12 protein-coding genes are annotated in these 14,183 nt (G+C 65.0%); 3 read left to right on the top strand and 9 right to left on the bottom strand.

What is annotated here, in order from left to right:
• Positions 1-492 precede the first annotated feature (492 nt).
• The 3 genes from H5399_RS12795 (at position 493) to H5399_RS12785 (ending at position 3,703) form a co-directional block, all read left to right on the top strand.
• A protein-coding gene (locus H5399_RS12795; protein WP_182783175.1) for an IS3 family transposase occupies positions 493-1,652 on the top strand; the annotation gives its coding sequence in 2 pieces (ribosomal slippage) (positions 493-771 and positions 774-1,652; 1,158 coding nt in all).
• Positions 1,653-1,697: 45 nt separating this feature from the next.
• Positions 1,698-2,576, top strand: coding sequence for a hypothetical protein (locus H5399_RS12790; protein ID WP_182783176.1), 879 nt, complete (start codon positions 1,698-1,700; stop codon positions 2,574-2,576).
• Positions 2,577-2,578: 2 nt separating this feature from the next.
• Complete coding sequence (locus H5399_RS12785; protein ID WP_182783177.1) at positions 2,579-3,703, top strand: glycosyltransferase; 1,125 nt, start codon at positions 2,579-2,581, stop codon at positions 3,701-3,703.
• 63 nt (positions 3,704-3,766) lie between these two features.
• On the opposite strand, the gene H5399_RS12780 is transcribed toward H5399_RS12785, so the two are convergent.
• From H5399_RS12780 to H5399_RS12740, 9 genes are all read right to left on the bottom strand, one after another.
• Positions 3,767-4,954: a glycosyltransferase gene (locus H5399_RS12780; RefSeq protein WP_182783178.1), complete on the bottom strand. Its 1,188-nt coding sequence runs from the start codon at positions 4,952-4,954 to the stop codon at positions 3,767-3,769.
• A gap of 10 nt (positions 4,955-4,964) precedes the next feature.
• Positions 4,965-6,011: a glycosyltransferase gene (locus H5399_RS12775; RefSeq protein WP_182783179.1), complete on the bottom strand. Its 1,047-nt coding sequence runs from the start codon at positions 6,009-6,011 to the stop codon at positions 4,965-4,967.
• On the bottom strand, positions 6,011-6,787 hold the full coding sequence (locus H5399_RS12770; protein WP_182783180.1) for a PIG-L family deacetylase: 777 nt from the start codon (positions 6,785-6,787) through the stop codon (positions 6,011-6,013). The genes H5399_RS12775 and H5399_RS12770 overlap by 1 nt, the downstream gene beginning before the upstream one ends.
• Positions 6,788-6,965: 178 nt before the next feature.
• A complete protein-coding gene (locus tag H5399_RS12765; protein ID WP_182783181.1) occupies positions 6,966-8,909 on the bottom strand; it encodes an acyltransferase family protein in 1,944 nt (647 codons plus the stop codon).
• A gap of 46 nt (positions 8,910-8,955) precedes the next feature.
• Complete coding sequence (locus H5399_RS12760; protein WP_182783182.1) at positions 8,956-9,453, bottom strand: hypothetical protein; 498 nt, start codon at positions 9,451-9,453, stop codon at positions 8,956-8,958.
• Positions 9,454-9,617: 164 nt separating this feature from the next.
• Positions 9,618-10,990 (bottom strand): integrase core domain-containing protein gene (locus H5399_RS12755; RefSeq protein WP_370585757.1). Its coding sequence is split into 2 segments: positions 9,618-10,624 and positions 10,624-10,990, totalling 1,374 coding nucleotides; codons are not numbered across the junction.
• 72 nt (positions 10,991-11,062) lie between these two features.
• The gene (locus tag H5399_RS12750) at positions 11,063-11,614 is read right to left on the bottom strand and encodes an acyltransferase (RefSeq protein WP_182783183.1); all 552 of its coding nucleotides are present in this window, start codon (positions 11,612-11,614) and stop codon (positions 11,063-11,065) included.
• Between the two features lie 141 nt (positions 11,615-11,755).
• A complete protein-coding gene (locus tag H5399_RS12745) occupies positions 11,756-13,255 on the bottom strand; it encodes a sugar transferase (RefSeq protein ID WP_182783184.1) in 1,500 nt (499 codons plus the stop codon).
• 183 nt (positions 13,256-13,438) lie between these two features.
• Positions 13,439-14,155 (bottom strand): cytidylyltransferase domain-containing protein, encoded by a 717-nt coding sequence (locus H5399_RS12740; protein WP_182783185.1) that lies wholly within the window; start codon positions 14,153-14,155, stop codon positions 13,439-13,441.
• Positions 14,156-14,183 lie beyond the last annotated feature (28 nt).

The following is a 14,183-nucleotide window of genomic DNA, read 5'->3' as shown; positions in this document are numbered from 1 at the left end:
CGTCGACGCATTGAGGCGGCGAAGCGACTGGATGGTTCAAGGAGCCCGAGTGTGAGGTCTGTACCAAACGCGAGTGGCGCGCTCCTCAACGGTAGATCAAGCAGGATTCCGCTTCGGTGTTCAACGACGTCCCGCGCCTTCTTCGCGTAACGATTCCGGAGCGGCGGCACGCCGGAAGGCGCGAAGCCAAAGCGAGGTAGGCGGTCGACCCCGTAAGGCCCTTGGCGATGATCGCCGCCGAGGATGAGCACCTTGACATCGTGGTTGGGTCGTCGTCCAGACCGGGTCACTATGAAGCCCCCATCCTGGGTTGCCGTCGAAGACACGATCGAGCTCGATGGACCATTTCATGCATGCTAGCCGACCGCCCACCTGACCGTGGGGCGACCGAGTCGCGCGCCCGCCCTCCAGAACGGATGCGTAGGGACTGCTGCATGAATAGGTGACATCCAATGTGTGGGGCCGTGAGGTCCTGCTGGAAGGATGTAGACCATGCCCAAAGCCCATCCCAAGGAGTTCCGAGACGACGTGGTTGCGGTGGCCCGTCGCGGCGAGTCCCCGCTCTCCCAGATCGCCAAGGACTTCGGCATCAGCGAGTCCTGTCTGCGCAACTGGCTCGCCAAGGCCGACGTCGCAGACGGTCACCGGCCGGGAGTCACCGGCGCTGAGGCAGCGGAGTTGCGGGAGTTGAAGCGCCGCAACCGGCTGCTGGAGCAGGAGAACGAGGTCCTGCGCAGGGCGGCTGCGTATCTGTCGCAGGCGAACCTGCCGGGAAAATGATGTACCCGCTCGTGCGTGAGCTGGCCGCCGACGGGATCCCCGTCACGGTCACGTGTCGGGTCCTCAAGCTCGCCCGCCAGCCCTACTACCGCTGGCTGAGCGCACCGGTCAGCTACCGTGAACTCGACGACGCCTATCTAGCCAACGCCCTGTTCGACGCTCACCGCGACGACCCGGAGTTCGGGTATCGCCTCCTGGCAGACGAGGTCCGCAGCCTGGGCCACCAGCGCTGTGACCGGACGGTGTGGCGGATCTGCGCGGCGAACCGGTGGTGGTCTGCGTTCGGGAAGAAGCGCGGCGCAAGCGGCAAGAAACCCGGCCCTCCCGCCCACGACGACCTGATCGAACGCAAGTTCACCGCTGCCAAGCCGAACCAGCTGTGGCTGACCGACATCACCGAACACCACACCGGTGAAGGGAAGATCTACCTGTGCGCCATCAAGGACGTGTTCTCCAACCGCATCGTCGGCTACTCCATCAGTGACCGGATGCAGGCCCGGCTCGCGGTCGACGCCCTGAACATGGCAGTCGCACGGCGCGGTGACGTCGCCGGCTGCATCGTCCATTCCGACCGCGGGTCTCAATCTCGGTCCCGCAGGTTCCTCGCCACGATCCGACACCATGGCTTGGCAGGGTCGATGGGACAGGTCGGGTCCGCCGGTGACAACGCCGCAATGGAATCGTTCTTCGCTCTGCTGCAGAAGAACGTGCTGAACCGACGAAGGTGGGCCACCCGGCAAGACCTCAGGCTGGAGATCATCACCTGGATCGAACGGACCTACCACCGCCGCCGCAGACAAACCCGACTCGCCCGGTTGACCCCCATCGAATACGAGACCATCATGACCACAACGGCCCTCCAGGCCGCCTAACCCAACCTGTCACCAAGACGTGCAGCAGTCCCGTACTATCTCAGCATGTCGATTCGCTCAAGGCTGTTGGACGTCGCGCGACAAATGAAGCATGTCGGTTTCGTCGCAGCCAAGCGAGGCAAGATCGCTGCTCGCTCCGTCAAGTTCGGAGCCGCGACGGTGGCGGCTGGGCCTTACTCCAAGACCCGCCCCTATGCGTTCAAGCGGGAGCGCTATCGGCGGACCTTCCTCTTCCGTGAGCCACCTCAGTTAAATCACCCCAGCGAACTGCCCCGGCGCATCCTGGTGGCCTGGACTGGCGCGAATCAATTGACACCTAACCGGGCACGGAACCTCGCACGGATGAGGGAGACTGTTGGCCTCCCGGTCGAGCTGGTCACCCCCGACAACCTCCGCGACTGGGTGGTGGACGGACACCCAATTCATCCCGCCTACGAGCATCTGTCCCTCGTCCATCGGTCGGACTACCTTCAGGCCTACCTCATGCATCATCACGGCGGTGGCTACTCAGGTATCAAGGCCCCGCTGCACTCATGGGGAGAGGCCTACCGGCGGGCCGCCGCCGATCCCGACGCGTGGCTCACCGGCTACACGGAGTTGACCGCAGCGTCAGTCGTCCGATTAGCAGGCCCTCTTGGCTTCGATGTTGCGATGCATCATCCGCGCCTCGTTGGTCTGGGCGCGATGTTCGTCCGTTCCTACACGCCGCTGACGGCCGAGTGGCTCCGTGAGGTGGAGCGCCGGATGGACTACTACGGCCCTCAAGCAGCCGAGTACCCGGGCGGTATCCGTGGTGAGCCTCAGGGCTATCCGGTTTCCTGGACCCGACTGCTGGGAGGCGTGCTTCACCCGCTCCAGTTGAAATACCTGTCACACGTGAGACAGGACGACGACCTGCTTCTCGATTTCCAGGACTATCAGTAGCCATGCAGGAAGCGTTGCCAAGAAGCATCATCTTCGTCGTCGAAAACCTCACTCGACCCGGCGGGGTACCGACTGCGGTCACCGCAGTGGGTTCAGAGTTCGAGCGTCTCAACATTCCCGTGTCCTACGTGGTCCTGGATCATGTGGATGACGAGTTCGAAAGACGCTTCAACGTGTTCCAACCGAGGAGGTTGCGGCGTTTCACCACGGAGATGGATGGATACGAACTCTCGAAGTGGTATCTGCGTGCTCCCAGGCACGCGATCACGCCTTTGTGGCGAGCGGGTGTCAAGGTCGCGATGAAACGCTTCATGGCGCGAATGGGCGACGGAGGGCTGCTCATCGCGGCGAGCCCACGAGCTCTTGAGTTCGCAAGCGTGGCCGCGCCCAGGACTGCGGTGAGGGTGCTTCAGATGCACTCGTCGTTCACCTCGTGCGCCGCGGGCTTACAGGCCGAGGTCTTGTCGCAGCTTCCGAATGTCGATTTTGTGCATGTATTGGACGCTGAGAGCCGTGACCAGCTTGCCAGAGGAGCTGAACCCATCCTCATTCCGAATGCCTCACCCCCGATTCAGGTTGGAAGTCCGGAGAAGCGCGTCGTCTATCTGGGCAGGCTCTCGGAGGAGAAGCAGATCCCGCACATTGTCGAGGCGTTTCGTCGCGCTGGGCGCCGAGACTGGTCACTGCACATCCATGGGTCGGGCCCGGAGCGACGGAAACTGCAAGCCCTGGTGACCAATGAGCCCAACATCTTCTTGGAGGGACTAACAGACAATCCGACAGCGGTGCTGCAATCCGCGGGGATACTTGCGCTGGCGTCGAAGTTCGAGGGCTACCCAATGGTGGTTCTCGAGGCGGCCTCCTGCGGCGTGCCGACCGTTTCCTATGACTGCCCAGGAGGGATTCGGGAAGCAGTGGGCGAGGGCGGTCTCCTCGTGGAGTTGGGCGACGTGGACCAGTTGGCGGAAGCGCTGCGAAGGGTGATGGATGATGGGAGCCTGAGGGCCGAGCTGTCGGTGGCTGCGCTTCGCAACGCTGCCGCGACCTCGGGCGCCGTTGTCGTGGAGCAGTGGATTGCTGCATATCGCGAAGCCCTGAGAAGGAGAGCAGTGGATGGAGCCGCTTGACTCGGGTGCGGTCAGCCAATTCACGTGCAGTGGGTTGGTGGGGGCCGCCGAGGTGAGCCTTTCCTAGAGCAACTCATTCATCGCTCTGCGGAACGCATCCATGCCGTGGTGCTGGGCCACCTCCTGCGCCAAGGCGTCGGCTTCTTCTTGAGCAGCGACAGGATCTTTGAAGATTCTGACCAAGCGATCGGCGAACTCGGCTGAGTCGTGGCTCACGAGCTTCGTGTGCTCGAGTCCCTGTACACCCTCGGCACCTACTGGCGTGGTCACGAGGGGAACTCGGTGCAGGATCGCTTCCACAGTCTTGAACTTCACCCCTGCTCCTAGCAGAAGCGGGACTATGGCGGCGGATGCTCGCGCGTAGGAAGGTGTGAGGTCGGGGACGAAGCCATCAATGGTGACGGACCGGCCCGCCCACTGGGTGCGAAGCTCTTCCGGCATGCGCCCCACGAGGTGGACAGTGGGGTAGAAGCCAGCCCTGTTCACAAGGGGGAGCACACGGTCCAGAAACCAGTCCAGCCCGTTTATGTCCTCTTGCCTCCACCCGGCGACCATGAGGACCCTTAGGGCATCGCAGTCTCGTGCTGGCTGCGTGGGGGCGGTAATCGCGGGCGGAACCACAGCGATGCGAGCCTTGCCCCTGGGCAGCAGGGCGGCATCCTTCGTGCTGAGCACCACGGCGACGTCACTCGTGGCGACGGCCCAGCGCTCGCTCAGCCGCGCGACCGACCGGACCGCACGGAGTTTGAGTTTCTCACGGAGCCCTTTGGCCTGCGAGAGCTTTCGTTCGACACTCTGGGAGACGACATCATGGAAGACGCTGACGATCCTGGCATCAGGTGCCAGTCTCCTGATTGTCCTCGCCTGGCCAGCCATCTCTTGCCATTCGAGGACCACCACGTCCGCTTCGGAGAGCCAAGCGACGGCCCGCCGATCACGTTTGAGATCCGCGGCAATTGCGGGATCCGCGAGCCCAGGAAAAGTACGGCGGATACGGTTGCTCACAATCTGGACGAGCTTGCTCCGATGAGATGGCTGGAGCACGTGAGTCTCGCACAGAGCAGCAGGGAGATCCTCTCTCGCCGACCTCCCCGGCAGCAGCAGGCACTTCACCTCGAACTCGCCTTGCCAGTGCTGCGCTCTCGCCGACAGGTAGTTTTGGCCGGCGTTGCCTGTGTGAGTGCGCGGTACGGCCTGCGTGATCATCAGCAGCCGGCGCGTTGGGGAGTTGATCGGGTGACCAGTGGTCATCGGATCCCTCTCACGGCGTGATTGCGCGGCGGATCATCCCCAGCCGCTTCCGTAATGGGAGGCTCTGGGCTTTGCGGGCGACGTGGGTCGTGTGCTCGATCACGACTCGTTTATCAATGGCAGTCTCGCTCCCAAGTTGCTCATGTGTGTGCGACACCCTCTCAACGAAGCCATCCCATCCGTAGCGTTCGCCAACGAAGTTGGTGGCCGCCTGCACCTTGGACGCGATCGAAGCCTCATCTCGTTCGATCGCCCGCAGGGTGTCGAGGAACTTGAGCGTCGCTTCCGTTAGGTGACCGTCCGGCAGAGGCACACCCCAATCGTCGGTCAAGAACTCGCGCCCGCCATCCCCCGGGAACCCGATCACCAAGGTACCGGCGGCCATCGCTTCGATGCCGGGGAGCCCAAGACCCTCAGCCATGCCGCCATGCAAGAAGACCTTGGACGCGCCCAAGGCCGCCGCGACCCCCTCGGTAGACACGCCGTCGATGGGGAGGTAGGACCAGCCCTCAAACTCCGGAGCTCGCTTTGCCGCATTGATCAGAGCGTTGAGCTCTGTTCCCCGCCGCCTCGGCATGTACGCGATGATCCGATCACGTTCGGTGAAAGGAATGTCCTGTTCCAGGAAGACTTCATCCACGTAAAGGCGAAGGGGGAGCAGAGGGGTGCGGACTTTGATCATCTTAAGGTATTCGTGGATGGCTTCAGAAGTAGCCATGACCGCCACCGCGTCCGGCCATCCCGGGTAGGGCGCCTGAATGTCCGGGTAATCGGCATGGATTCCGATCGTGAAGTAGTGGCCCTGGTTGATCACGATGACGGGCAGGCCTTCGAGCGCTTTTCGGGTCTCGGGAGGCGCCACTTCGGCTACGACGATCCTGTCTCCCGGCTGTAACGTCAGTCGGTTGGCACATATCGCTTCCGGGTGGGACGCACTTGCGCTGTGCCAGACACGGGCCTCTAGGCCGCTCTCTCTGAGAGCCCGTGCGATGCCGTACATGATCCTGATGCCGCCCGTGGCGGATGCTCGATCGGGGGCCATGAAGTACGTCGCCATCAGCCCAGCCGCCCTCGGCGCTGCAGGCGCCAGATGACCGTCGTCAGCCCCGACTTTCGTGCCCAAGGACCCACGAACTGCCTGATGCGGGACCGCCATTTCGGCCTGTGCCAGTAGGAAGCGCCGTCGATGGTGGTGAGGTAGTCGAACCAGTCAGGTGCGGAGTCGTAGCCGATGCCCCACCAACCGTCATCCGGGGCCTTGAGGCGGTATGGCCACTGGTCCTCAAAGGTGACGCCGCCGTGGTTTCCCATCTTCGTCATGCCTCGCGGCCACAGATGGCTCTTGTAGCGGGAGATGAAGAGGCGGGGATCGGTTCCCTGGCCCCTGGCGACGAGCAACGAGACAGCCGCACCACAGTTCCGGTGGTCGGAGTGGTAGTCGTGTGTCGAAGTCGCTCTGAGATGGGTGGTGGCATCAGGCATCGCGAACCGCACCACCAGCTCCATGACTCCTGAGACGGTGCTTCCCCCGTCCGGCTGGCGTTCAGGGAGGGGAGGAAGGATGGGGTTCCCTCCGAGTTGCCGTACGCCAGCCTCGAACTCACGGTCCCGTGCGGCCGAGAACTCCTGCTGATCAGGGATCCGTCCCAGGGACTCGGCCGTCAGTCCAGTGCGTGCAGGGTCCTCCTTGCCATCGGTGACGAGGATCACGTCGACGGTGAAGCCATCGGCGACGTCGGCCTTAATAGCGGCACCGAGTGTGAGCATCTCGTCGTCTTGGTGGGGGACCACGAACAGCGCACGAAGGCCGGAGGTACCCGAGTTCCGTCTCATCCCTTCCTCCTATTCTGTCAGCGCTGTCGTAGGTCATGGCGTGCGCATGCCAGCTCTGATCTCCATGTGGATCCTATTCGGCTCTGATCGTCCAGCGGGGGACCTATGCCGGTGGTGGAGTCAGGCGCGACGAATATTGCCTAGTCAGGATCTTTCCGGACGGCGACTGCCCTCGGCGTCAGGAGGGATGACTCAATGCGGCCTGGAAGTCGGGGTGGCGCTCGAGGGCGTACGACACCATCAAGGCGGCACCCACCGCGGTCACGTGGTTCGCATCGGAGTAGAGGGGCTCGCCGTCTTGGGCACGGCGACACACGTTTGCGTCGCAGAGCGCCCCGTGCACCTCCACCACCTTCGCACCCTCAATGTCCCGGAGGACGCCGTTCAGGTCCTCCCTGATCGCGGACTCTCGCGGCGCGAAGTAATCGCGGTCCCACTCACACACAATCCCGGGGACAGCCAGCGAGAAGCGGTGGGTGCAGCTGAACATGTCGAGGGGCCACAATGGGTTGTCGTCCAGAACAAACACTGGGCGGCCAAGCTTCGACATGCCTTCGACGGTCAACCGCATCCCGGCCTCCTCGTCCTCTGAGAGGCCCCGGCCGTCTCGCCCCAGATTACGGCTGTAGACGACGGCCCGGATATTCGGCTGACGCGCCACGTAGTCGACGACGGCTTGCGCTCCAGCGCTGGAGCCGAACGGCTTGGGGGACCGCACGCTGATGATCTCGAGGTTGAGGTCGGGAAAGGCGTCGGTCAACGCGGGTAGCAGGTGCTCCGCATGGCTGTCCCCGGCAAGTAGGACGGTTGGTGCACCCGTCCGCGTGGTCCCGCAGAGGCCGTTCGCGAGCTGCAGCATGAGCGGGTCGCGGCACGGAATGAGCCCGGCATCCGCCGTCGCCTCTGCTGGAGTCAGTGGGTCCTTCGCGCTGGCCTCATCCAGACCGAAAGCGGGCGTCAGGATCTGCGCGAAAACGAGCCACGCCGCCATGGCGGCGGCCGTGGGTGGGAGCAGGATGGCTGCCACCACCCTGCTGACCTGACGGACGCCCCTGACCTGGAGGTGCCGGAACGGTTCCTCCACGTACCGGTAACTGAGGTGCGCCGGAATGACGGACACCGCGGCCGCCGCGATGGGCGCCATGCTGGAGAAGGGCCAGATGGCCTTCGCCACCACGATGAACGGCCAATGCCACAGGTAGAGGGAGTACGACCAGTCGCCGATGGCAACCATGGGTTTCGTGGACAGGACCCCGGAGACGATGTTCGGGCCTCCCTGGCCTGCAACGATCAGCAGAAGGGTCGCCACGACAGGAACCAGAGTCCACTTGCCTGGGAACGGCGTTTCAGGGGTGATCGCGATCAGGCCCCACAGCATCAGCCCGAGACCGACAAGGCCTAACAGCGGGTAGAGAATCCGGGGCAGCTGTCGAACGTGGGCGATGACGAGAGCCAGAAGGCAGCCTGCGAGGAACTCCCAGGCTCGGGTCACCGGGCCGTAGTAGCCGAGGGGAAACACGGTGCCCACGCGGATCGAGGCGAGGGAGCCTATTGCGAGAAGCCCCAGAATCGAGAAGGGGACGAGCCAGCCACACCGCTTGCCGATCTTGGAGCCCAGGGCGAGCGTGAAGAGCATGAGCGCTGGTAGGACCAGGTAGAACTGCTCCTCCACCGCCAGCGACCAGGTATGCAGCATCGCGTTTCGCTCTGCCGCGGTCCCGAAGTAGTCACCGGTGCCGGCCGCGATCACCCAGTTCGCGACTCCGAACGTGGCGCCCAGCGCGGTCTTGAACGTTGTCTCCTGCGGCCCCAGTGGAGACAGGAACAGCAGGGCCAGGAGCACCGTGGCGATGCTGGTGACCGCCAAGGCCGGTGCGAGCCGTTTGATCCGGCGGATGTAGAAGCGGCGGAAGGAGATGGTTCCAGTGGTGGCATGCTCCCGCAGCAGCATCAGCGTGATGATGAAACCGGAGAGGACGAAGAAGACATCGACGCCGATGAAGCCACCGCTCAACCCGAGCCCCGCGTGTCCGGCCATGACCGCAAGCACGGCGATTGCGCGCAGGCCTTGGAGGTCCCGAAGGCGGGCACGCGTCGGCTGGCTGTTGGGTGGGCTCGACATGGTCCCTGATCCTAACGGGACGGGCTCGGAGTGCTGTGCCAGGGTGCTACCCATGGCGGGGGCCCGCGACTGTGGTGGCCGCTCTCCTGGTGGCACACGGGGGAGCGAAGAGCCAGGGCAAGCCGCGCGTCACCTGTTCGAGCACCAAAGGCCCGGCGATTCCTGCCGCAGTGCCGAGGGCCAGATGGGTTGCCGGGTCGACGATGCCGATGCGGACCAGCGCGACGCGGGTGCCGGCCGTGAAGATGACGTGGGACAGGTAGATCTGATGGGAAAGGCGCCCGGGATAGCCAAGGACGCCCCCCGACGTCTGAAGCCGAGCCAGGAGGATAGACGCGGCTAGCGTGGCCGCTAACGCGCCCAGCACACCGGCCACGCCGGCCAACACCGACACGAGTCCCCGGTCGGGGTCGATGATGGTTGGGACTGTCACCCACGGCACGGATGCCGCCGATAACCACACCACTCCGCCGGCCGCAAAGATCACCACCAAGGCCGAGGATCGGGACGTTGCCGCCCATTGGGTGAACCGTTCGAACGTCACCAAGGCTCCGAGAACGAACCAAGCAACGAGCGGCAACACCCTCGTGAAGGCGTACTGGCCTTCCCATCCCCAGAACGCCACACTTGCAAGCACTGTGAGGGTCACGGCGACTAGACGAAGCCGTCCACCGCGGAACTTGTCAAGGTGGGTGGGGCCAGTGGGAGTTAGGCGGCTGCTGGGGGCGGGGCTTCGGGCTGGTTGATCCAGACGGTCTGGGGGAGGTTGAGGATCTTCGGGTCGGTGGTGGTGGTGAAGCGTTCGGGGTGGCTGGTGCGGGCCTCGGCCAGGGTCGCGGATCGTCGGGCTTGGGTGGCGCTGGCGAGGCCGTAGTGGACGTCGGCGGGGGTGTGCAGGCCGATGCCGGCGTGCTGGTGGGCGTGGTTGTACCAGTCGACGAATTCGGTGAGGAAGGCGCGGGCGTCTCCGAGGGTGCCGAACCGGTCGGGGAACGCGGGGGCGTACTTGAGGGTCTTGAACCAGGCTTCGGAGTAGGGGTTGTCGTTGGACACGTGGGGGCGGGAGTGGGAGCGGGTGACGTGCAGGTCGGCGAGCAGGGTCGCGACGGTCTTGGAGGTGCCGCGGTCGGCGTGGACGCCGTGGACGCCGAAGACTTCTTTGATCATTTCCTCGGCCAGGGGTCCGGACTCGTGGGTGTGGACGTGGGCGCCAACGATGTAGCGGGAGTAGATGTCGATCATCACGTAGGCGTCGAAGTAGGAGCCCTTGACCGGCCCGTGGAGCTTGGTGATGTCCCACGAGTACACCTGCGCTGGGCCGGTTGCGGTCAGCTCCGGTCGGGCCCGGGCGGGGTGGCGGGCTTGGCGGCGGCGTTCCTTGACCTGGGCGTTCGCGGCCAGGATCCGGTACATCGTGGCTGGTGAACACAGGTATTGGCCGCGTGCCAGGAGGGTGGCGTAGACCGCGGTCGGGGATTGGTCGACGAACTCTGCCGTGTTGAGGACCTCCAGGACATGTTCCCGCTCTGCCTTGCTCAACGCGTTCACCGGAGCTGTCGGCTCCCGGATCAGCAGGGTCGGATGGTCGTGGCGGCGGGTGGCGGTGGAACGAGGGACGCCGGTGAGGGTGGCTGCGTCGCGGGTCGTGGTCCCCGCAGCGATCAGGTCGTCGTAGGCGCCCATCAGGACGTGCTGCGCGGCTTCTCGGTCTCCGCGCTCTCGGAGATGTCCTCCAAGAGCGCGTGTGCTTTTCCCATGATGTCCAGGGCCGTCTTGGTGCGGGCCAGGCGTCGTTGCGCCAGGTCGAGCTCGCGGCGGAGCCGGGCGATCTCGGTCTGGTCCTTGCTGGGCCGTCCAACCTTCTGGCCGGGTGCTTTGCCTTCCAAGATCCCGGCGTCACGGAGCCGTCGCCACTCGGTCATGTGTGAGGAGTACAGGCCCTCGGCACGCAGGTAGGCGCCACCCTGGCCTTGCTGCGATGCGGCGTCGTAGGCGGCCAGATGGGACAACTTCTCGGCCGGGGTGAACACCCGCCGCCGGGTCGGGCCACCCGCACGAGGGCCGGGTACAGAATCGGTCATCACCCCATCATCGGTGGTGACAGCCGGTCGGGAAGACAGTGTCGAAATGCTCATGGTTGGACGATCCTTGATCTAGCCCTGTCGAGCGGACTTGCTATGAACCGCTGGCCTCACCCAACCCTGACAGACAGGGCCGCGCCACGGCGCGAGGACCACGACCACAACGGTCGCCAACATGAGGAGCGGCAGGAACCACAGTGGGCCCAGGGGTGTCCAGATGCTCAGCACCTCCACCCAGGTCACGGGGACGTTCTTGACCGACGATGTCAAGACCTCTGCCGTGCCCTCGATGAGGGTCCAGAGCAGGAACAGGTATAGGAGCAAGGAGAGTCGTTCGCGGAGGTAGCGCGCCTGCCCGTCGCGCTCGACGGGGCGCGGCATGAGGAGCCCCGTCGCGAAGGCAAAGACCGGGAGGTGCAGAAGGTAGAGCGCCCGATCCATGAAAGCCCAGACCGGCTGCGCCGGGTCAGCGAGCCCAGCGGCGAATAGCCCTCGTAACGCGTGCCCGACGACCACCCCGATGATCGCGAGCCCGCGCGCCACGTCGAGGGAGCGATCCCGCGTCGCCCGTGGGCCCGGCTCGCGCCGAACTACGGTGCCGGTTGAGTCATCCGATCCTGTCAAAGCCTCACCCTCAAAGCCCCCCGCGGCCGCCTGCCGCCTCCGTCCTCGAGAGCCTAAGCCATGGCAGGGGCGGTTGAGCTACTTCGTCCGGCCACCTGCACATCCGAAACGGGACACGTGGAAAGTGACGGACCTGAGCCCTCAGTAGGCGCCGCGCGAGGCCAGCACTGCGGTCACCGTCCGGCCCAGGATCGTCAGGTCCTGCAGCATCGACCAGTTGTCCACGTAGTACAGGTCGAGGCGCACCGTATCCTCCCACGGGAGGTCTGAGCGGCCGGACACCTGCCACAGGCCCGTCAGGCCGGGGCGGACGTCCAGACGGCGCAGGACGTGATCGTCGTACCGCTCAACCTCGTGGGGGAGGGCGGGGCGGGGGCCGACCAGACTCATTTCGCCGCGCAGGACGTTCCAGAACTGCGGGATCTCATCAATCGAGTAGCGCCTGATGAATCTGCCCACACGGGTGATCCGCGGGTCGTGGGTCATCTTGAACAGGACCTCGCCGTCCGAACCGTTCTCTGCCAAGAGCGCTTGGAGACGCTCCTCGGCGTCGGTGGCCATGGAACGGAACTTGTAGAAGCTGAAGGGCTCGCCCTTGAGGCCCACCCGGGTCTGTTTGAAGAACACCGGGCCGGAGTCCTCAAGTTTGACCGCGGTGGCCACTGCGACGGTGAGGGGAAGGGAGAGGAACAGCAACGCTCCCGAGCCGGCGACGTCGAAGATCCGCTTGAGCCAGCGAGATGCGTGCTGAGCCCGCGGCTGCTCGACGTGAACGAGAGGCATCCCGGCCACTGGGCGCACCTGCAGGCGTTCGGCCGAAATGTCAGTCAGGGCCGGGACCACGATCATCTGGGCGTCGTGGTCTTCCAGCTCACGGGCCATGCGGTTGAACATGTGAGCCCGCGGGAAGGAGCCAGTGGCGAAGATGACGGCCGCGGCGCCCATGGTGCGCAGGACGACGGGGGCTTCCTCGGGACTTCCCACCACAGGAATCCCACCCGCGGTGTAAGCGCCCTGCGGGGTGCTGGAGAGTGCGCCGACGATCTCGAATCCCAGCCAGCTTTCGCGCCGCAGGACGCGGGCGAGGTCGTCGATGTGGGCCTCATCCCCGGCGATCAGAGTGGGCGTCATCAGATGGCCCTTCATGCGGGCGGTGTGGAGGCCGCGACGCATGCCCAGCCGGCCGACCAGCAGCAGTGGGATGCCCACGAGGAAGAGCAGCACGAAGAAGCCCCGCGACAGGGGGTACTGCAGGAGGTAGGCACCGATGCCGACGACGGCGGCCACCACCACGGAGGCGTTCAGGACGCGGCGGTACTCGAGCATTCCGGCACCCAGGAACCGGGTCTGATAAGCCCCGCTGATGCCCAGTGCAGTCAGCCATCCCAGGGTGAGAACCACGGCCCACGGCCGGACGTTGGCTTCCACATCGGCGGCGTCGGGGAGGAACCCCAGTTGGGACCTGCCCCACAGCGCGACGCCGGTGGCACATGCGAGGAGGAGTGCGTCGAGAACCAGGAGGCCGAGGACCTGGGTTGGGACGGCGATGTTGCCGGGCAGTCTGAGCGACCCAAGCTTGGTCGCGCCGAAGCGGTAAGGAATGGCATGCGCTTGGGCTGCCGAGACTTCGCGGATGGTCATGTGGACTTCGCTCCCCCCATAGGAGTCGACATGGAACGGTGCGATGTGAGGGTGAACTCCCCCCGGTTTCGCTCGTCTCGCACATGAATCGCTTGCGCTTCGCGGCCCCGGCTTCGCAGGCTCCAATCTTGTTCAGATCCTAGAGGGCATAGACGTTCGGCCATAATCGGCCCGACCTTTGGATCAGATGCCTGATGTGTGGCCGGTGACTGGTCTCGCTGCATCTGCATCGATGCTTCTGAGGACCTGCTCGGCGCGGGCGAAATCCGCTGGGGTGTCGATGTCGATTGCCTCGACCTCGTCGAGGACGAACAGTTCGATGTGACCGCCCAAGCGGTTGTGCAGGGTCTCGTAAATCTCGGTGCGTGTCACGTAGAGCGAGCCGTTCTCGCGGTACTTCATGCCCGCAGGGGCGATGTCCTGCCGGCGGGGGCGACGGGTGAAGTCATAGTCCGCCGTCGCCGGGTGGCCGGGATTCCACAGGAACGGCGTCTCGGGCACGACAGACAAGAGCGAGTCGGCCCCGGACGCCTCGAACTCGGCCAGCGCCCGGGCCAGGGTGCCGGGCAGCCTGACCGGCGAGGTGGCCTGTAGGAACATCACCACGTCGGGCCGCTCGCCGCGTTCGGTCAGCGTCGCGATGGCGTGCCCGATCACGGGTTCGGAGGCCGTCGTGTCCTGGGCGAGCTCGGTGGGGCGATCGATCACTTCGGCGCCGGCGTCGCGGGACACGGCGGCGATCTCGGCGTCCTCGGTCGAGACGATCACCCTCAGTCCTGGCACGGCGAGGGCCTGTTCGATAGTCCACACCACGAGGGGCTTGCCCGCGATCGGCAGCAGGTTCTTGCGCGGTATTCCCTTGGAACCCCCGCGGACGGGGATGACGCACACGTTGGTCATCGGTCTCCTCTCCCTGGCGGGGTCATCA

Origin of the sequence: Tessaracoccus sp. MC1627 (assembly GCF_014164725.1) — a bacterium.
Lineage (GTDB): Bacteria > Actinomycetota > Actinomycetes > Propionibacteriales > Propionibacteriaceae > Arachnia.
This window is presented reverse-complemented; position numbering and strand designations above follow the sequence as displayed.